The sequence below is a fragment of the Sporolactobacillus sp. THM19-2 genome (assembly GCF_004153195.1).
Lineage (GTDB): Bacteria > Bacillota > Bacilli > Bacillales > Sporolactobacillaceae > Sporolactobacillus.
The window spans coordinates 1-20,796 of record NZ_SEMC01000001.1 but is presented as its reverse complement, the minus strand read 5'-3'; the positions used below and the strand labels follow the sequence as shown (position 1 = coordinate 20,796).

At 43.6% G+C, this 20,796-nt stretch carries 16 protein-coding genes and 2 pseudogenes; 4 read left to right on the top strand and 14 right to left on the bottom strand.

Going from position 1 to position 20,796, the window contains the following annotated elements:
* Positions 1–104: 104 nt before the first annotated feature.
* The 5 genes and pseudogenes from EWH91_RS00095 to EWH91_RS00070 all read right to left on the bottom strand — a co-directional run.
* Positions 105–680, bottom strand: a pseudogene (locus tag EWH91_RS00095) (YdeI/OmpD-associated family protein); the annotation flags it as partial.
* A gap of 439 nt (positions 681–1,119) precedes the next feature.
* On the bottom strand, positions 1,120–2,106 hold the full coding sequence (locus tag EWH91_RS00085; RefSeq protein WP_129927949.1) for an IS1595 family transposase: 987 nt from the start codon (positions 2,104–2,106) through the stop codon (positions 1,120–1,122).
* A 147-nt stretch (positions 2,107–2,253) separates the two neighbouring features.
* A complete protein-coding gene (locus EWH91_RS00080) occupies positions 2,254–2,442 on the bottom strand; it encodes a hypothetical protein (protein ID WP_240697208.1) in 189 nt (62 codons plus the stop codon).
* Positions 2,443–2,749: 307 nt separating this feature from the next.
* The gene (locus EWH91_RS00075; protein ID WP_129927948.1) at positions 2,750–3,286 is read right to left on the bottom strand and encodes a hypothetical protein; all 537 of its coding nucleotides are present in this window, start codon (positions 3,284–3,286) and stop codon (positions 2,750–2,752) included.
* Positions 3,287–3,308: 22 nt separating this feature from the next.
* On the bottom strand, positions 3,309–3,881 hold the full coding sequence (locus tag EWH91_RS00070; RefSeq protein WP_129927947.1) for a ComF family protein: 573 nt from the start codon (positions 3,879–3,881) through the stop codon (positions 3,309–3,311).
* Positions 3,882–4,450: 569 nt separating this feature from the next.
* Here EWH91_RS00070 and EWH91_RS00065 point away from each other — a divergent pair.
* Positions 4,451–4,681, top strand: a pseudogene (locus EWH91_RS00065) (helix-turn-helix domain-containing protein); the annotation flags it as partial.
* 216 nt (positions 4,682–4,897) lie between these two features.
* On the opposite strand, the gene EWH91_RS15150 reads toward EWH91_RS00065, so the two are convergent.
* The 7 genes from EWH91_RS15150 to EWH91_RS14900 all read right to left on the bottom strand — a co-directional run bounded on the left by EWH91_RS15150 (position 4,898) and on the right by EWH91_RS14900 (position 11,685).
* Entirely contained in the window at positions 4,898–5,008 is a 111-nt protein-coding gene (locus tag EWH91_RS15150) for a hypothetical protein (RefSeq protein WP_483315811.1), read from the bottom strand.
* A gap of 200 nt (positions 5,009–5,208) precedes the next feature.
* Positions 5,209–6,066: a hypothetical protein gene (locus EWH91_RS00060; protein ID WP_240697207.1), complete on the bottom strand. Its 858-nt coding sequence runs from the start codon at positions 6,064–6,066 to the stop codon at positions 5,209–5,211.
* A gap of 31 nt (positions 6,067–6,097) precedes the next feature.
* Positions 6,098–7,192: an excinuclease ABC subunit UvrC gene (gene uvrC, locus EWH91_RS00055; RefSeq protein ID WP_129927946.1), complete on the bottom strand. Its 1,095-nt coding sequence runs from the start codon at positions 7,190–7,192 to the stop codon at positions 6,098–6,100.
* A 66-nt stretch (positions 7,193–7,258) separates the two neighbouring features.
* A complete protein-coding gene (locus EWH91_RS00050; protein ID WP_129927945.1) occupies positions 7,259–7,840 on the bottom strand; it encodes a uracil-DNA glycosylase family protein in 582 nt (193 codons plus the stop codon).
* 123 nt (positions 7,841–7,963) lie between these two features.
* Complete coding sequence (locus EWH91_RS00045) at positions 7,964–9,313, bottom strand: tripartite tricarboxylate transporter permease (protein ID WP_129927944.1); 1,350 nt, start codon at positions 9,311–9,313, stop codon at positions 7,964–7,966.
* Positions 9,314–9,316: 3 nt separating this feature from the next.
* Complete coding sequence (locus EWH91_RS00040; RefSeq protein ID WP_129927943.1) at positions 9,317–9,562, bottom strand: hypothetical protein; 246 nt, start codon at positions 9,560–9,562, stop codon at positions 9,317–9,319.
* 92 nt (positions 9,563–9,654) lie between these two features.
* Positions 9,655–11,685 carry a dipeptide ABC transporter ATP-binding protein gene (locus EWH91_RS14900; RefSeq protein WP_129927942.1) on the bottom strand — a complete coding sequence of 677 codons (2,031 nt, stop codon included), beginning with the start codon at positions 11,683–11,685 and terminating at the stop codon, positions 9,655–9,657.
* 750 nt (positions 11,686–12,435) lie between these two features.
* Here EWH91_RS14900 and EWH91_RS00030 point away from each other — a divergent pair.
* Positions 12,436–13,248 carry an ATP-binding protein gene (locus tag EWH91_RS00030; protein WP_129927941.1) on the top strand — a complete coding sequence of 271 codons (813 nt, stop codon included), beginning with the start codon at positions 12,436–12,438 and terminating at the stop codon, positions 13,246–13,248.
* A 78-nt stretch (positions 13,249–13,326) separates the two neighbouring features.
* On the opposite strand, the gene EWH91_RS00025 is transcribed toward EWH91_RS00030, so the two are convergent.
* Positions 13,327–15,048 carry a purine-cytosine permease family protein gene (locus EWH91_RS00025; protein ID WP_129927940.1) on the bottom strand — a complete coding sequence of 574 codons (1,722 nt, stop codon included), beginning with the start codon at positions 15,046–15,048 and terminating at the stop codon, positions 13,327–13,329.
* A gap of 687 nt (positions 15,049–15,735) precedes the next feature.
* Positions 15,736–16,455 carry a hypothetical protein gene (locus EWH91_RS00020; protein WP_129927939.1) on the bottom strand — a complete coding sequence of 240 codons (720 nt, stop codon included), beginning with the start codon at positions 16,453–16,455 and terminating at the stop codon, positions 15,736–15,738.
* A gap of 754 nt (positions 16,456–17,209) precedes the next feature.
* Between EWH91_RS00020 and EWH91_RS00015 the strand changes: the two genes are divergently transcribed.
* Both EWH91_RS00015 and EWH91_RS00010 read left to right on the top strand, forming a co-directional pair.
* On the top strand, positions 17,210–18,073 hold the full coding sequence (locus tag EWH91_RS00015) for a DUF1672 family protein (protein ID WP_129927938.1): 864 nt from the start codon (positions 17,210–17,212) through the stop codon (positions 18,071–18,073).
* 47 nt (positions 18,074–18,120) lie between these two features.
* The gene (locus EWH91_RS00010; protein ID WP_129927937.1) at positions 18,121–20,241 is read left to right on the top strand and encodes an SA1320 family protein; all 2,121 of its coding nucleotides are present in this window, start codon (positions 18,121–18,123) and stop codon (positions 20,239–20,241) included.
* Positions 20,242–20,796 lie beyond the last annotated feature (555 nt).

Genomic DNA, 20,796 nt, shown 5'->3' with positions numbered 1-20,796 from the left:
GGCTCCGCGGCTATTCGTCTAACTGATGGTCCGTCCCGCCTGTCATTCGTTTTATCGAAGAAGATCCGTAACAATTCGGATATTTTCGAATGCCCGCATACGCAATCGGTTAATCCCTTGCCATTCAGAATTCCCGGGATATATTTTTCAATTTCTGACACTCGGATCGCAAATCTTTTGGCATTTAGAAAAAAACAGTATGTATGGTTTTTGCTGTCCCGGCGTCAGAACTTCAAAAGCCGTTTTCAAGCCAGGGCGTTCTTCAAATTTATTGTTGAGTTCCTCTGGCATGCTGAAGTCGGCACGCTGCTTAAGCTTCACTTCCAAACCAGCCTTTTCAACTTCAATGGCCTCCTGAATATACGTTTTCACGATGGCTTCCATTTCAATGATTTTCTGAACGCTGGTGAAGCGAATCTGCCGCGCCGCCTGGACGTTCTCCGTCTGCTGGATGAGAATCCCCTGCGGATCCCTTAACAGCGCCCTTTGTGGAACAGCAGCGCGCAATAGTCTTTAATTCCATGGATTAATACGATGTTTTTCCTCTCATACGTGTAACACGGATGCTTCCACTTAAACTCTTCGGTCAGCCCGCAGTCAAGAACGATCATGCGCAACCGTTTATAGCATTCCGCCCACTTGCTGGGTTTGTTTAAAAAATCATCACTTTTGCGTTCAATTTATCCGTCATCAAGAAGCACCCTTCTCTTCAGTTTTACAATCGGCGGGTCATCAGGAACTGTCATTCTCAAATTTTTTTATATTATTTAGGATAATCGAAATCCCTTGTCCCATCCAGCCGAATGACTTCAATGACAGGTCTACTCAATACTCAAGATATCTGGAAATAAACCTCTGCTCTCAAAATGTTAAACTCATGCACCTGATCATCTATACTGTCTTTTTTGAGCGGCCATTAATAACTCCCGATTATTTGTCCCGATATCAATGTTTATAATCTCCACATCGAAGGCTTTAAAACAGGCAGCTCCCCATGACTTCCCAGTGATTGCTTTAAATACCGTATCATCACAGATCGCTATCATTTTTCGATACTTACGATGCGTTATCTATTCTAAAGGCTGTGTTTAAATCTAATGTTGTTTTCTCGATAAAAATTTAAGCGGTACACGCCGTCACCATCATAGTTCTGACCGTATGATCTGTATTTTCAAATCCCATGTGATCCAGAAAGTGAAACCACGCCAGATAATGGTCAAGATACTTTGTCGCAACTCCGTTAAAGCGGATCATCCAGCGTTTGAGCCGACTATGGTAACTGTTCGCGTTTTGAATATGATAAATCCCTTTAATCACACGTGTTTTTTCGGTCGACTTAAATCGATAATGAGGCAGTTTTTTATTTTTCGCATAAGTGTTAAACGCACGCCAGGCATCCGTGCAGAGCACATTGTCGCTTGAGAGGAGCGGACTGATCGCTTTGTCCAACTGGCGCGTTAATAGCCGACCACGTCCCATCATGTGCATATAGGTGGTTCCCTGACGATCACGTGCAACTAAAACACAGACTTGATCATGGCTGATGCCTCGTTTTGCAGAATGTCCACCTCGTTTTCGAGGCAGTCGTAGCGTTTGTTTCGTTCCCTTTTCAGAATACAGAAAGTAGGTTTCATCCATCTCGATAATGCCGCTAAACGGTTTTGAAGTGAGACGTTGTAAAGCCGCTAAAACCTTGTGACGCCAGCGGAATGCGGTAGGAAAAGAAATTTCAAGGGACACTACCTGTCTGCGTAATGACAGTCCATCGATCATTCCTGCAATGAACGGAATCCATTTATCCGAATACCAGGTCCCCTCCAGGGGCGTCCGAGTCAGATCAGTGAAGGTCTTATGGCATTGAGAGCAGCGGTATCTTTGGCGTTTCACCCCTTGAACAGAATAAGTACCGAAACGAATGACCCGCTTTGAACCACAATTTGGGCAAAGGAATCCTTCTTCGTTTCTTCGCTCACGGATATCCTTGATCAGCGGTTCGTTGGATTTAACGGATTCCTGCATTTGTTGGGAAAGTGCCTGAAGAAGTCGATTTTTATCTGTTTCACTTAATTGCTGGATCATTGCCAATGTCTCATGAATGGATGCCATTGAGAATCACCTCGAACGTTTGTTCCTTACTTACAGTATAGAACAATTGTTCCTATTTGGCAAAAACCAACATTAAAAATTAACACAGCCATTCTAAAAGAAGCATTTTTAAAATGTCTGCCAGCATCTTTTTCTGCTGCAGCGGTTTTAATGAACCAATGTGTGCATACACTTCGCCAATAATCCCGTTTTCCTCAGAATAAAAATCCGGCTGAATCGTTGCGTCTCCACATGGACGACCGGATTGGCTGAAAGCTTTATTCCCAGTTCATCGCACAAGATTTGAAAAATGTACTTTTCGATATTCTGCTGTTCCAGCGATGACGTCGCGTGCATTCTGTAAACCTCCATAACTTCTTTGCATCTGAAAGACTCATAAGTTCTAAAAGAATTTTCACCAAAAAATTTCTACTAACGAATAACCAGAATAAAAGGAACTGTGTTGTTGCAAAATGTATGCATGGTGAAGTATTTTAAGTTTCATTTTATACATTAGATTTTCTGTTGATATCGGTGTTCGGGGTTAATAGTGGTCAAAACATTGATTTGATAAGGCTTTGTCGAAGCTATGAGGAGAAATATTGCAAAACTTATTTGCTATCTTAATATCATTAATGAGACAATTGCTTTTTTATAACTGGTCTTAAAACAGTGATACTTGTTCATTAGTTGCTTTAATTTCAGAAGCTCTATCTGGATTATTAGTTAGCTCCTGGTCCCGAATCTTTAACAATTGATTAATCGCTTCTGGTGTACTTACTTTATAAAACTTTTTATGTGGAGTGAAGTAAATTAAAACGTCTTTTCTCTGGTTCACTAAGTTAACTATGTTAGTGAACGTCCCCCTACTCTTACCGTTCCATATCATAAAACCGTAATCTGCATGATTAGCCATCTCAATATCTTTAGCTGCGTAAAAGTCAAATCCTTTAACCCCACTTGGTACATTGACACACTCAACATTCCAATTCCCCAAGTTGTTACGCACTTTCCCATTGCTTGAAAACACACGAACTTTGTCATAATTATTTTCGCTAAAAAAATTTTGGACTGCTTTATCAATTCCATTTGCATCACCAACCAGTACCATAAAGTTGCGGTCAATTAAATTTTTTAGTCGCGACACAATATTGCTATTCAACTTTGATATAGCTCTGGGTCCTGCAACAAAAACCTTCATTTAATTTACCCTCCATTCAACTTTATTTATTGGTTCTCGTCATTGCAATGACAAATATCTTATCGCATCCGTTTGATTTTAACACTCTTGTACACTCATTTAAAGTAGTTCCTGAAGCAATTAAATCATCAACAAGTAGTATATTATGTGGACGCCTCGGCTTTTTTATTATAACTATTGTTCCCCTGATTTGACTCTTCTCCGTGAGATCTTTTGATTCAGTATTTGTTGTCTTTTTTAGTACATCTTCATATGGCTTGCCGATGACCCCTGAGATCCGTTTTGCTATTTCATTTGCTGGGTGATACACTCTGTTTTTAGAAAAAGGTGCTGGAACTACAAAGTCAACTGAACTTAATGTATTCCACTTTCTCAGAAAAGGAACAACAAATTCCATGATATCATTTAGCTTTTCGTGGTTCCCCTGATATTTAAACTTATAAAGAACCTCACCCAGTCCTGTTCTTATTGTGTCAAACATAGGGTGTCCGTTATCATCGTATCCAATACACGTACTATATTTAGTATGCCTATCTAAAGTATAGCCTTCATCCCAAAATCCTTCGACTTTTTCAGGATTAATAGATACATTCATCGATATTCTCTCCGCTTCTCAGCAATGTGAGTACATTTTGAAAATATTAAAGATAGATTCAAAATAGAATAGCAGTCGTCCCAGTTTGATCATTAATATCCACATATAGGAAACTATCAATAATTCACCTGATTATTCTGTCAGCTCATGATAGTTGGTGTTGACGCATAGCAGGACTGGCGAGAGACCTCGATTATCTTTAGCCGCCAGATAAATTGCCCAGAACAATTTTCTCTGGCCGGGTATGGGTCTTTTCCATAACATTTCCTACGGTAGAAGTGTTTGATGACCCTACTTGAGGTAAAAATAAAGCGGAAGCCGCCGACATGGTCGCATAAAATTTGATGCAGCCACATTTTGGCCAGATGAAGCCATCAACACAACGAACGTATATTCCCTGCACCTATATTATAACTAATTTATGTTACTGATGGAAGGGTGATATGAGCTAAGAGTATACTCATTTAAAAACCCGGATTTAAAATCTAAGTGCAACACATCAAGATTACACAAATAGGCCATGGAAACCTAAACTTAAAGTGGCAAAACTCTAAAGAAAGGAAATCTCCATGACCCAATCTAAGAATAGCACTGCCGAGCATTACCAACAACTCACACCAGAAGAAAGAGGCACAATTGAAGCGTATTTGAACGCTGGTAAGTCAAAAGCCGAAATCAGCCGTCTGCTTCATCGCAGTCGTAGTACCATCTCTCGCGAAATCAGGCGGGGCAGGGTTCAACAGCGTAATCATGACTACCTCTTTGTCTATCGATACTACGCTGACACCAGCCAGCTCTTTCGGCTCTTCGCTAAAATCCGTGAAATAAGACAGAGTTTGGTAAAGTAGTTTCCAGAAAATCTATGAAAATCGGACAAGGGAACGAGTTCAATTGCTCGCTCCACGTTCACCGTCTGATGCCTGAATAAACCTCATCAAAATGGACAGACTAATCCATGGACAAGGGAACGGGTTCAGTTGTGAGCGATACGTGGCTCCGTACTGATGCCTGTTCTTTTATTTTTGTGCGAAGTCTAATTTCCCCTTTTGCCGCCTTGACGTCAGGGCGGCAAAAGCTGTTTTCAAGTCGGGACGTTCTTCAAACTTATTTATAAGTTCATCTGGCATGCCGACTTCTGCACACTTCTCAGATTTCACTTATAAACCGTTTTTTTCAACGTCAATGGTCTTATTCATTCAGGCTTTAGAACAGCCAGATTCACCCATGATTCGATTCTTTTTCACAAAGTGAACCTCCCGCCACTAAAGTGGCGAGTCGCGGGCGTTAATCACTTATCAATCAAAAAAAGCTGTCACGGCCTTCTCATTCACTCATTCAAAAAGAGTAAATGCCTGGCCCTTTTTCGGTGGAAATAATTCTGCATCTTCGCCTCATCATCCAAGTCAAGAATAACAAAATCTAATCGAATATCCTTAAGCTTCCTGAATGCCTCAAATTCGCTCTTTTTAATGATTCCTTTAAACATGTAATGCTCAATGCCATCAAAGTCTGGTTTCCCAAATTCAATTAACGCATGAATCATCCTTTGATTTGAACGATGCGTGAACCGATAACGCAGGGGTTTTCGAAGAAGGGATAATGAGCCATATTTATAGGTCACTTTCTTTTCCACAGCTAATTGACTGGATCTGGCCAATTCATCCTTCAGCTTGTCATACTCAGCTTTTACGGCTTTTAAATGACTGCGATTTCGGCTGATTCTTATTGCCGCATCGTTCAGAGTCAAATTCACTTCAGGTGTTTGCTCACTCTTTATCAGTTCCTGCCCCGCCCGATTAAAAGAGGGCTTCACATAATATTCCGGAGTTAAGTGGTACGGTTCAAATAAGTCCAGCAGTTGCTGGTCTTTATTCAAATTGCGACTGGTCAGTATCGTCAGCCTCTGGAGTAATCCAAGATTATACAGATACTCATTAAGTCCAGTGTAATCATATTGATAAATTTTTTTAGGAATGAACTTCGCCACCAGATGACTGCCAATTTCGTACCTTCTTGATTCACCACTGCTGAGACAACAGCGCACACGATCTCGAAGTGCCTTCCCTTCCCTTTCAAGTTCTTTTAGCCGTTTATACGCACCGGATGCGATAAAGGCTTCCATTAATTGCTTTGCATCCCCTCTGTTTGAAGAGAGGGTTTTACTCTTTATATGAGAACAGGACATAACCCAGATGCCCCCTTTGAACGGGCAATAATCAGTTCTTAATGCCCGTTGATTCCAATTTCGATAATGACAGCTTATTTTGCAACGCGATGCGTGCATTTTGGCAGGCCATCTGTACAAGATTCTTTTTCGTGCCCCGTTTGGGATGGATCAAACGGATGCCCAGAAATTCCTGGATCGTTTTATCATCATCCAATTCCGGCATTAAGATTTCTTTTGGCCTGATATGGCGATGGCCTAAATAAAATTGTCCCAGATAAGTACGAATACCCGTTTCCGGCTCAGCATACACGGGAAAGAATGAAGCTGCGCGCTGTATTAATTTCCCGCAGCGAATATGGAAAACCTGCACGCATAGCCAGCTTTTCTGAAAAGCGAAACCGAACACATCGCGATCGACGAAATCCAGGTTATTGATGCACTGCCTGTCCATCGTCGCTTCAATACAAGAGATCAAATCATGGAGATCCCGGGCCTTCTCAAAGTCTAAACGATCCGAGGCCTCCCGCATCTCTTCTTTTAATTTTCGCGCAACCGCTCTGAACCCGCCATGGAAAAAATGAACGATTTTACGCGTTACCTGGCGATATTCTTCTTCGCTTACTTCTCTGGCACAACACCCAATGCATCGGCCAATCTGGTAATAGAGACAGGGGCGCCGCGCGGTAAGCGGGCACCGTCTTAGTGGATAGAGACGGTCCAGCAATGCTTTTGTTTCATTAGCGGCACTTACATTGGGAAAGGGGCCGAAATATTTTCCCTTATCTTTGCTTACCTGTCTAGTAATGATGAGCCTTGGATTGCGCTCATCCGTTATTTTTATATAAGGATAGCTTTTATCATCTTTCAGCAAAATGTTGTATTTAGGACGATAGTTTTTAATTAAATTATTTTCCAGAATGAGTGCGTCAACATTAGATGCAGTCACGATAAACGTAAAATCAACAATTTGACTCACTAATTTCTCCGTCTTTGGATTATGTTTGCCGATGAAGTAAGAGTGTACGCGTCTCTTTAAGATCTTTGCTTTTCCAACATAAATGACCGTACCACGATAATCCTTCATCAGATAACAACCGGGCTGTTTCGGAAGCAAGGAAAGTTTATCTCGAATCACCTGATTCATCTATTTCACCTCCGCATTTCATCATCTGTCGGTTGAATCAGCACATATAGACGGTTCGATTCGGATTTACGATAAAATCCGGTTAATCAATTTCTTCAAATCCGGTAAGACGCTGTCCTCAAACCAGGGATTTCTTTTTATCCAAATAGTGTTTCGTGGTGACGGATGAACCAATGGAAAATAGTCAGGTAAATAACGGCGATAATCTTTAACAATTTCAGTTAATGTCATTTTTGAATGCGTCTTCAGGTAGTACTTTTGTGCGTAGGAGCCGACTAATAAAGTTAACTCGATGTCCGGCATCGCCCTGATGATTGGATCATGCCACTTTGCCGCGAATCCCTTCCTCGGCGGCAAATCGCCACTCTTCCCTTTGCCGGGAAAATAAAAATCCATCGGAAGCACGGCAATTTTCCCCGAATGATAGAAAGTATCGTCTGATACACCCATCCATTCCCGTAACCGCACGCCACTTCGATCATTCCATATTATCTTTGTATTCTGCGCGATCTCACCCGGAGCCTGCCCGATGATCAACAGCTTTGCTGTTGGAGCGGCATAGTAGAGCGGATCGATGTTTCTATTTGTGAAACGAATATTTTCAGGATCTGCTTTTATTTGATTAAAAAGATCTTTTAACACGTCCATCTTCGTTACCTCCTGAATCTGGTTCATTGGCAAAAATAAAAGAGCCGGTCAGTGATCCATCCTGCACCCTGTGCGCATCAGCACGGCGAATGTTTCGGGCGCAGCCCCCGGAACGGATCCTGATCAGAATACCAAAACGAGCCATGGCGCCGCATACAGGACCATGAATAATATCCCGTAACCCACACCCCAGCGGTGAAGCAGTCCGGAAAAAAGTCCAATCAGCATAACGCCGCCGATATTCATCCAACCCGCATCCATATACGCAAGCAGGAGAACGAAAGCGAAAAACAGGCCGAGGATGGCTTCGTGGGGAATCCGTTTAAACACAAAGGCACAAATTGATTGCGCATATTTGATTGCCAGCGTATACGTGACCATGAGTGCAACGCCGGCGCCAATCACTGTCGCCCAGATGAAATCGGCCTGTGAAAGGATATGATGCATATTGCGGGTTGCAGTAAAGACTGGCGGCGCGTCAAACAGCGCATGAGCAGGACCTATGGCAACCGGAGAAAGGGGGATGCCTAACGCGATCAGCGGGATCAGCGTCCCGGAAAGATAGGTCGCGTTTGCCAGTGCATTCATCGTTGTAATTGCAAGTACCGACCGTTCAACCGGATCCTGCGTTCGTTTTGAAAAGAGTTCGCCAAGAAGTGTCGTCATCCCGACCGGGCTGAGAATAAAAGTAAAACAGCTGACCAATGACGCTCCGGCGCTTGTGACCCATTCCTGCTTTTTCAACGCGTGAAACGGATTGAGCGATTTCCATTCGAAGGGCACTTTCTGAAGGGTAATCCTGCGCGGCTGATCACACTTCATCTGTTCTCTTTTCTCTTTATTCAGGAGCTCAAACAGAGTCAGGATGATCGGCCCAATCGTAATGCCGAGAAAGAACGAAATGAACACCGTGGTTCCCTTTGGTACAATGCCGATGCCCCAATAGAGATAGCGCAGCCCTTCAATGAGCAGTGTGAAAGGGAGAATGGAGGCAAGTGCCAGTACCTTATTCTTACTCAGCAAGGCAAGTAAAACGGCGCCGGCAAAGAAGAGCGGGTTGGCGTACGCTTTAATGGCTTCGGCAAGCGGGATCAGACTTCTTGCAAGCAGCAGACTGACCGGAACACTGACCAGTACGCCGATCAGTGAACCCCCGGCCATTTTGCGCAGCGACTGGTCGGCCATCCCCTTTCGTTTAAGTAACAGCGCATGACCAACGAGCGGACTTGCCATAACGCCGCCGGGAATTCCGACAACGGCGGCAGGTACCGCATCCATCAAGTTATTGGCAATCACAGCTGAGATAAAAAAGCAGAGGACAACGACGGGTTGAACACCGGCGAGCACTAAGATCAGTGTGACGGGAACCAGAACGGCCGTTTCGTCCGTCCCCGGGATGATGCCAATAATTGTATATAAAAGTGCAGCTGCAACCGCTGCAACGATCATTTCGGCTAAAAGAACCAGATCCATCCGTTATTTCTTCCTTTCCGACTTTTCAAAAATGCGTTTTGGTTTAATGAAAAGTGAGCAAATCATAAACCCGATCACCGCTCCGATTAAGCCAAATAAGAGTGGCATTGGCGCATGGTCCGGTGCGGCAAAATAACCGCCTAATGTTGTTATGCTGTTGATCGCAATCGCGAGCACAAGATCCCTGATCCGAACGACATCATCCCATATTTCAATCATTTCGGAATCGTGTTTTGAACGTGCAGTCATCGATAACGATTCTCCTTTCTGATTCAGCAGGCAGGAGCAGGCGTGTGAGCTCTTTTTTTCACCACGATCTTTATCAGGCACTCAATCATGATTTAACCCCGTATTTTAGACTGAGATAACCGCTCATACTTATCCTTCAATACGGATACTTCACTCTCGTCACAGGAGACAAAATGTCCGGGAATGATTTGGCGCAGTCTCTTCTTCGCTGTCTCTCCTGTCTTCTGACGATCCGGCTGAAAGATCAATCTTTTTTTATGCTGCTCGCGAAGTGGATCCGCCTGCGGGATCGCCGAAATCAATGCCTTTGTATATGGGTGGAGCGGGCATTGATACAGATCATCTGCCGGCGCGAGTTCGACGATCTTGCCCGCGTACATCACACCGATCCGATCACTTATATACTTGACCATGGAAAGGTCATGAGCGATGAATAAAAGTGTGAGTCCGCGTTCTTTTTGTAACTTCTTTAATAAGTTGACAATTTGGGCCTGAATGGAAACATCCAGAGCAGAGATAGGTTCATCAGCAATAATCAGCTCCGGTTTAACGGCAAGTGCCCGGGCGATACCCACGCGCTGACGCTGACCACCGGAAAGTTCATACGGATAGCGTCTGGCAAAGCCCGGTTCCAGACCAACCGTTGTAAGAAGTTCGGCAACCTGCTGTTCTAAATCTTCTTTGGATTTTGCAAGATTATTCAGGACTATTCCTTCCGCGATAATTTGACCAATGATTAAATGCGGGTCTAACGAAGAGTAGGGATCCTGGAAAATCATCTGCACCTGTTGATGGAACGCACGTTTCATTTGTTTGCCATGATGATTGCCAATCGACTGATCTTCCAACCGTATGTTGCCGCCCGACGCTTTATAGATGCCCATGATGGTTCGTCCCAGGGTCGATTTGCCGCATCCCGATTCACCGACCAGGCCAAAAGTCTCTCCCTGATACAGTTTGAGTGAAAGATCATCAACGGCGTGCAACGGGCTTCTCCCATTTAAAAAGGTTTTCTTCAAATGATTGACCTCAAGCATGACTTTGCCTGAGTGCTTTATTTTTTCATCTTCCTTGTGTTCGAGTCGTTGCTTACTCCCGGCCTGCTGCATGCGCATGCGAATCTCCTCCGGCACATCTACGGATGGCGCTTCGGGGTGCAGTAACCAGGTTGCGGCAAAATGAGTATCGGAAACCCGAAACATCGGTGGTTGTTTGATCTGATCGATTTTCATGGCATATTTATTTCTCGGTGCAAACGCATCACCTTGAATGGGTTGCTGCAGATTCGGCGGAGAGCCTGGTATGGTGTATAGTGCATCACCAGTTGTTTCCAGACTGGGTGTTGCACTGAGCAGCCCCCACGAATAGGGATGCCTGGAATGATAGAAAATATCCGTTGATGTGCCGATCTCAACGATCTTTCCCGCATACATGACGGCTACCCGGTCCGCCACATTCGCAATCACACCGAGATCATGCGAGATAAAAATAATGGACATGCCGTTCTCTTTTTGAATATCCTTCAGCAGTTCGATAATCTGTGCCTGAACAGTGACATCAAGCGCTGTTGTGGGTTCATCAGCAAGCAAAATATCGGGTTTACAGGCCAATGCAATCGCGATCATCGCTCGCTGCCGCATGCCACCGGAAAATTGATGCGGATACTGTTTCATTCGCAGATCGGCATCCTTGATTCCGACCCGTTGTAGCAGCTGCAAAGCCTTCTCTTTCGCTTCAGTGCCCGAAAGATTCTGATGCGTCTTCACAGCCTCCATAATTTGATTGCCGACTTTCATCGTCGGATTCAATGAAGTCATGGGATCCTGAAAAATCATCGAAATCCCTCGTCCGCGAACACTTTGCAGGACATGCTCTTTCGCCCCGGCCAGGTTTAATCCCTTGTACCGTATACGCCCTTTCTTAATTCGTGTATTATTTTTAGGAAGCAAGCCGATAATTGCCTTTGCCAGTGTTGATTTTCCAGAGCCGGATTCACCGACGAGGCCGAGTATCTCACCTTTTCGAAGTGACAAATTCACTCCGCGAATAGCCTGAATTTCGCCGCCATACGTGTCAAAAGAAAGATGCAAATCTTCAATTTTGAGTAAAGCTTTTTCCTCCATGATTTTCCCTCTTTTCTATAGTTCTCTTGTTTCTATATCGTCGATCACTGTATTTTTAATATAAATGGATTGAACATCATGAACTGCTCTCAGCGCATTGTGACTTTCATCACATGTATACTTAAAATTATAGTGATAATGGTTCTCACTTTCAATCAATATCCTCCCCCGAGCACGTATTATCCATGACAGTTTTGTGACTATTCAGGTGGCTGATAAACAATTAATCTTCAAACACAAACCCTGAGCAAAATGAAAAGGGTACTGATTTTCACTAAACTATTTTTCTCTTCTTTGCTGACCCGCCCTTGCAATTGATAATGGTTATCACTAAAATAGCAAGTGATCCAGGAAAAAATCTGGCTGCACTGCCCTTGCACTGCAGCTATTAATCTATACAGATGGAGAAAAGATGGCTATACGCGAACGGATGGCAAGGGGCGAACCCGTATCATCGGTGGCCGAAGAGATCAGGACGACCTCGTATTGAGGCATAGGGAACGCCTGCATCTGCTTTCCTCCCCATTGCCCGGACAGTGGCAAGAAGAGCTGAACGATGCAGCGCTGAAGCAGGATATGGCACTGCCCTCTCCCCTCGCGATCTATCCATCGTCTCTCTGATTACTTTTTTGCTGCCGCACGCGTCGCCAGCTTTCGGCTCCATCGTTCGAAGTGCGCGCGTCTTTCGGGGGAATAATAAGCTAAGAAATATGTGCAGCGTTAATCCATCTCATAAAGGCTGGTGTTATCATGCGTCGCATAGCTGATCTCTTTAATGCAGACGGCATTGATTTGAAGCGAACCTTAGTCGATGTCACGCATTGCCGCAATTGCGGCAGAGCGTTGAATGTTTATAAAATGCGCATGGTCGGCGGGCCACGAAAAGGTTCATGGACGACGATCACCGAGCATTGTGACTGCTCGTTGTCTCAGCAGGCGGTACAGGAGGCCGACAGAATCAAGCGTGAACGATTTTCCGAACTGTCGACGATCAACGATGCCTTAAAACAGGCGACGCTAAAAAACTTTTCTGTCCAGAATGCGTCACAGATCCATGCGGTCGAACAGGCTATTGCATTTGTTAAAAAGATAGGAGAAAATAAGCCGGCGAGAATGATTTATTACGGCAAACCCGGCCTGGGCAAATCGCATTTGGCCGTAGGAATCAGTAAACTGCTTGACCAGAAGTATCATAAAATGTGCTTATTTATTGATGTCCCGGCTCTAAAGCTCATCTTTAAATCAACCTGGGCGAAAGAAAGTACGCTCACAGAGCGCGAACTCATGACATTCATCGCAGATGCCGATCTGCTCATTCTGGATGATGTTGGTGCAGAAGGGATTACGCCATGGACAAAAGAGCTCATGTTCGCCATACTCAATGCGCGATTATCGAAAAGTCTGCTGGTAACGACAAATCGATCAATCTCAGAACTCTATCTCGATTACGGTCCTAAAATTATCGACCGTTTTCTGGAGAATATGTCCAAAGCGGATCTTGTCCACTTAGACGGTGACTACAGCTATCGCCTTGCACGCTTTATCGAGGATGATAAACAATAAAGCCTGGCGAACCGGAGCATAGGAAACGGCTTTCCCGGAAATAAAACCGGGAAAGCCGTTTTTGTCGATAGCTAATGATCAGGAATTCGCCTGGCTCGCCCTTTCATGCCGGCGGATCCAAATGATCGCAAAAATAAAGTAGGCAATCGTCAGGCCAAAACTGATGTTTCTGAAAGCTGTAAAGTCGACGGATCCAACGAAGACGCCAATCGACAGTACCATGATCGCAGCCAGGTCGACAATAGCCAATATACCAATAATCCCCGTAATCCATCCGGCAGGGGACGCCGTGACTTTCTTATTACGTATTTCCTGTTCTTTAAGCGCCTTTTTATCCTGTTCGTGGATGACCCTTTTTGTGATCTCCTCATCCAGTGCCTGTTCTTCGGGATATTTTTCCCTTGCTCCTCCGATTGCTGCCAGACCGATATAAAGGAACAGAGCCGCAATCCAGGAAACAGCCGGAAGAAAGAAGAGATGAAGAACATTAAAGTAATTCATGGCGAGGGACAGGGCAATGGCCAGCATCCATGAGGCAAATGCCGGTACATTCAGTCTGGAACCCTTATAAAGGGACCAGAAACGGGTCATACCGATTGGCTGAAAAATCCAGTGCTCGGCAACGACAATGGCGCCGATTGGAGCAACGATAATACCCAGATAGGTGGTGAAGTCGAGCAGTTTCGTAAAGACAAACGGAAAACAGGCGACAACCGTCATCATCAGGCCCGTGCAGAAAGTCACTTTTCGCGGTTTAAACTGAGTGAAAATCGTCTGAAAAGCGAGCCCCGCCCGATAAATATTCGGGTTTGATGTGGTCCAGCCGGCAATCAGCACGGCGATGATGCCAGTATAACCGAGTGTGTAAAAGGCCACTGCTCCGGAATCAATTTGTGTAATCGATTGTTGCAGTAACAAGGCGGAAGACGCCCCCATGATGCTGCAGCAGATCCAGGCCAGACAGTGCCCGAAGTACATGCCGACCGCTGACGCGAATCCATAGGAACTTTTTTTGGCAAACCGCAGCACGGCCATATCGCTGAGCGCACCATGCGCAATCATATTTGACAGCCACGCGTAGGCGATCACGTGATAGATACTCAGCCCCTGACTGTTTTCCGAGTCGATGACCCAGATGTACTGATTGGCCAGGCTGAGAAAATCGGAGAACGAACCAATGTGGTCAAATCCCGGAACCAGAGTCACAATCTGTGCGACACCGATGATGGCTCCAACGATGAAAATCAATAGCAGCCACGGCGCGCAGACAGATGAAAACTGCGCCACCGATTTAAATCCGAAAGCCGCAATCGTCGAGACAATGAAACCAACACAGAGCACGAGTACAACAAAGCCGGCATTGGTCGGATACCAGTGCGTCTGCGGCGGCAGACCGAACAGCACACGGATCGCCGACGCAGAGATGGTGACCATCGCTCCGGAAAAGAAAACAAATAAGATTCCATTTACAATATTATAGATTTTCTGCATCCAGGGACCGGCGATTTTTTTCAGATAAGCGTAAACCGTCAGCCGGGTGCTGGTGGCAATCGGTGCACAGATCAGCCCCCAGGTCAGGACTGCGAGCGCGTTCCCGATAATCAAGCCAAGAATGACATCGCCGATACTGACGCCCCATAAAACCAGGCTGGCGCCAACGACAAATTCCGTTCCGGAGACGTGCTCGCCCCCATACAACCCAAGAAAGTAAGACAGTTTCTGCGCTTTATACTTTGATACAGGTTTATCCTGCTCAGGTATGCTCTCCAGTATCTCTTCCTGTTCATTCCCCTTCTCCAATGATAAAGAATTGTAGATTGTGAGATTCCTCCTTATTTATTAGACACTCAGACAAAATGGCGAGTGTGATCCACAATTGAAGACCTTTTTGCCCTTCCCGGCAAAGAGTACCCATTCAGGGTTCTTAACGAATCGGATCAACAGAGTATCGTGCAGAAAAAATGCTTATAACTCAAATCTTGTGAAATTGTTTTGGCTGGCGCTTGCTTCAGAAGAAAACCAGGAGGGATAAATCGAAATGGGCACGATCATACGGACTGATATGATCATGAAATATGAATGCTGCCAAAGAAATATTTTCAATCGCAGATTAACAAATGAAAAATTGTTTCATTTACACTATACAATAGTGAGGCACTGCTTTCAAATGATCGGGCCCGCTTGAGTCATGAACGGTGTTTACGAGGAAGAGGAAAAAAGCCAGCATCAGCTTATGTAGGGTTTGCTGAACCAATCCCGTTTTTCGGTAATTATAATATTCAGACAACACGTGACCTGAAAATCATCCAAAACCCGTCGAAAATAGAAGGGGCGTTCGTAAAAAGTTTAAAAGCGCAGAGAGACCCTGAGGATTCTCTCCAAGTTTAGGTTCAAAACCAGAAACTTGGGTGTGATTACCATTTCGCTCGTAGCCCTGAGCCATTACGTATGCAAGCAAAATTCAGGTTTACTGCAATTGACAAATTTTTACTTAAGCTTATTTATCTTGGTTAAATCCCAAGGGGTCACAATACCCAAAATGTCTTTTGCTTCTTTTACACGCTTAGTATCGTTCGTGATTAGCAAACAACCATTGTTTTGACCGTTATTAATAAATTTTTGAAAGTATCCTTCAATTTCATAGATGGGAGTTTTTCGATTAATAAACCGATAATTTTCTTTACTCTCTTCACAAGACAAAATATCCTTTACCTTCGTTTCGGATAATGAAATAATATCTTCTTTCATATTTGCAGCTAACCAATACGTGATACCGTTTTCAGTAAGAAGTCCCTCAAATCCATTATGTGAAAAGATAGGAAATTGGGTAAAATTATTATGTTCAATTTCTGTAAGTACATCATCCAGCTCATTTTCTGTAGAAAATGAGCTGATCTTCTGGTGGATTACATTGCCAATAATTTCTGGCGATTTGAGTTTCTTTGCTATTTCCACAATATTTTTAACAACTGAATCATGTGGTTCGGCAAGAACATATCCCGGTTCTATTTCATTGTGCACGATCGCGTTACGAAGATCAGCAAATGCTTTTAATGGCTTTTCATAATACTTCACAACCTTATTTTGCTTAGCAGCTTCATCTATCAAGTGTGAAAACGGTATATATGATGTTGTTTTCAATATATTGTTGCATTGTTTTTCAATTCGATTAAAGGCACTTAAAAATTCATCAGAATTTTTGTCCATTTCTGTAACCTCTTTATTGTTAGTATAATGGTTCGCCTTGTTCAGCATCAAAGTCGTTGAATTATGATCATAGCAGTTGTTCTATTACGGCCGCGTAGTTCATCAATTTTTTTAAAAGCTTACATATAAAGTTCAACAAACCAAAACTCTGCACTTATGCATTAACAAACTACTTGAGATATTTTTTCATACATTGTCTATTGAATTTGAATTCATCTGAATTTCACTCAATATTTTCATTTTACCACTCCAAATAATGACGATAAACGTCGAAACAGGCGACTACACCATCGTCTACCGGGCGCCCAAATGAAATCAGAATATGGCATGCAGGATATGTTCCCCCAATGCCCAGCTCCTCAGCAACTATGATCCCGCACAGTTACAAGCCGTACGTGGCTATATGAATAAAGCATACGGTGTACAATACGTCTGCGGAAATTCACCTGGCGGAGCCTTAGCGAATACGGTGGGTGTTCATTTGGCATATTGCAGCTAATGTTACCAATGTTACCTGGACTAATTCCTCAATTCGTTACTTTTGACCTCCCTTCCCCCATAGTTCTATAGACTGATTTTTGATGAGAATATGAGCTGACAATACACATCTTTCACATAATGTTCTACAATTGTTTCATATTCGTAATCGCTTACATATCTGCAGACCTCATCTGAGGAGGATCCCACTTTGAAACACAAAAAAATATTAACGCCAATTATATGTATATCGTTATTACTGGGAGGTTGCTCGTTTATGAATCAGACAAACGATCCAAATTCGATCACCGGAGAAAATCGGAATGAACAAAATGAAAATGTCTTTGCCCGTGTCCAGGACTACACCGGTCAGGGTTATGATCTTGAAGGTGGAGTAGAAACCGATAAAATAGCCGAAGCCCATCGAAATGAAGTCGTTCATGCAGTGGAAAAGTTTTTTAGAGAGAAATATAAAACCGAAGTGATCGTTCATAACCTGGTCGGGAATATTGACGGTGTCACGGTATTTGTTGAATCGGTGGGTGAGCCACATTTTTACACATTTGCGGTTGTTCCAATCGATGTCGCCTCAAATAAAGTGTTGACTGACAAGGTTTGGTCGCAAGAAGGTCAGGTTGAAGGCGATATAATTAGTGGAATTTATGCAATGGTTTATAATACTGAAATTCAAAATCTGGATAACTATTTAAAAGAATTTATATCGAAAAATCCTGTTGTAGGCAGGAGAGATGAGGCTGTGAAAAAAGTAGGAGGTCATGGATTTAGTACACCCTATTATTATATAAACATTACAGATGATGCATTTGAAGCCAATTTAACTGAAATGTATCTTACAAATCCAGATTGGACCCGCGAGGAATGGAAAAAAGCATTAACAAATGTAAATCTCGATCCAACCTTAATTTTTGTGACGCTGCAACTGTTTATGAAAGAACCAGGTACAAAACCAGACAATAATATTTTTAAAAATATAGTTTCCGATGTTGAGAAGATGGATAACTTGCCACCAGGTAGCTATAGCATACTCCTTCATGATAATCGTATTGGTAAAAGAACTGGAAGAGCGGCAAGAGAGAATACATTAGAACGGGGAGTCCCTAACGAGATTATAAAGAATTAGCAATAATAGAAGTAGAAAAATAATTATCCGGTAGGGGGAATAACTTAATGCCAATAATAGTTCAGAAAGTAGCTGAGGTAAATAAAACTACTGAGCCAGATTTAGTAGAGTTAGCCGGATTCCATGCTTACCAACACTATGATGATGCTGATATTGTCAAAGTTAACGGGAAAAATTACAGAGTTATTGATATTATTGATATTAAAGAAGATGGATCAGAATTAAAAACCGGTCTCAACGCCATGACTGTACAAAATATCAAATCTGGAGAATTTACCATCGTCTACCAGGGTACTCAAATGAAATCAGAATATGGCATTCAGGATATGCTCACCAATGTCCAGCTCCTGAGCAACTATGATCCCGCGCAATTACAAGCTGCACGTGACTATTTTGAAGATATGAACGAAAAATATGGGGTTCAATCCGTCTGCGGAAATTCGCTTGGCGGAGCCTTAGCGAATACGGTGGGTGTTCATTACCCTGAGGTGAAAGCGGTAACACTGAATCCTGCGATTTTACCCGAAGGACAGGTTAAAGCTGATCAGAATTATGCCAACGTAACCAACTATTTCAGCAAGTACGATGGACTGACACGTGGCGAAGAAGCACTCAATTTAAACGATCGATTCCCCGGAAACATTTATCGGATCAACAATGGGATTCCCCATTTCTCCCGGGCATTTGGCTCAAACCACACCGGGTATATCGGTGACAGCCCGGACAATCAGTCGATCAATGTGGGGATTGAAGGACAACCCGGCTATGGAAAGATCTATATTGCGGCGGACGATCATATTGTGACGAGTATCTGGAGCGGAGAGCCACTTTATCGAAGCGGTTCCTGGGAAAGGATCAGCATTAACCAGGAGAGCATAACCGCCTTGTCGGATGCATTGAAAAACGGAGTCATTGGCCGAATTGGGTATGTGGTTGAATACATCAATCATGCCACCGAAATTGTCATCGACGTCAAGGCTCGTATGCCTGCGCGGCTGAATGAGCTTCAACGCAAATTCGAAGATATTCTCGAAAACAGCTTCGGCAATACATCCTGGTTCAAAGGGATCACAACAGGCGGGTATGTGACAAAAGGAATCATCGACCACCTGATCCATTTGTTATCTCAGGCGGAAACATATTGCCTTTATATTGAAAAAACGGTTAAAAATCGTCCGGATAAACTGCTGGAATATATGACCATTAGAACCTTTCATGTCGGCGATCAACTGCGTGAGGCTCAAAAAATTTTACGGAATGTAAAAATGGAAATCGATGATTTAGTCAATTTTGCAGATAAATTTACCAGGGAGGTCATCCCTCGCCTTCTGGCGGATGAAGCAAGAGGGCTTGCCGATGCCGTTGTCGATGAGCTCTATAATCATTTCCAAATTGTCGGGCAGAACAAAGATCAGTTATTGGCGCAGCTCGTTAAATTCCAGAAGCAGGTCCAGGCCGTTGGTGATCAGTTTCAATCGGCAGATCAGTCTCTTGCTCAGGGAATCAATCAGGGTTCCCTGCAAAGCGGATCTGTCACGATCCCGACGGCTGATCATACTCAGCTGAAGTCATCCAGCGATTTACCTTATGGAATGAATACCAAAGAACGGCATCTCAATGGATCAATGACCCGTTTATCCGCCTCGATTAACAGGGCAATCACTCCATTGTCCACTCTTCTTACCGGGCATTTATGGGCTTTAGAAACAATTACAGAGGCCACCTCTGCTACAGTTAAAGCGGCGAGTTATGGCGTCTGGTACTCCAGTCCGCCCGCCATCTTGATTGGATTATTTACCGACTGGGACGACAGGCTACGGTTGCAGGTCAAACAGGCATTAAAACCGCTCGACGAATTTGCAAATACAATTGAAGGGCTTCGGACCGGAATCAACCATTTAAAAGCTAATGTACCGGCGCTCATTCAGCAGTATAAACCCTTTATAGATCAGGCAATCTTTGATTCCAACAACTATTCTTATGTCGCCCTGTACAACACTGCTGCCTCCGATATTCTCGATGAAACCGCCCTGCTCTTCCAGGATATTGTTTATCAATTATCCGGTCAGGAAGCCAAATCGATAACCGCCCTCTGTGAGACATCGAGAAGCGTGCTGAAAAATATACAGCTCCTCCACGAGGATGTTTCTCGTGCTGCAATCCCATAAACCCGGGTAAAAGTAGTTAAACGATCACTCACAAGAAACATCTTCTGAATGATATCCCGCACTGAACTATGAACTCAAAGCAGCTTAAAAGTCGCATGTTTCAGATCCACATCTGCCACTGTAAAAACCCTATGTTTTCAGGATTTTATTAACCTGACCAAGTCGAGGAATTCCCAGCTTCCAAATAATTGAAGCCTCATCTACTTCCTTAGAGAACTTCTCCTTTTCTGTGTATCTGCATTTCGGGAATCCCGAGCAGCCCGGGAAGTGCTCACCACTGTGTTTCCCGTGCCGTGCTACCCGTTGCACCATGGGCTTTCCGTGATATCTGTTCATCGTAAACTAAATTTAGTTAAACTCGACTTCGACAGTTGTAGGCACAATCTTTCAAGTGAGCGATTAAAAGAATCCCTTGTTCTAGGGATTTATTTAAATTATCCACATGTGCATAATAGGTCATCCAAAAGTTATCCATAGGCACACATCTGTGGATAACTATGCTTGATGTTGAAACTCACCTGTAATATAATATAGGCATGTACTTACGAAGGGTTT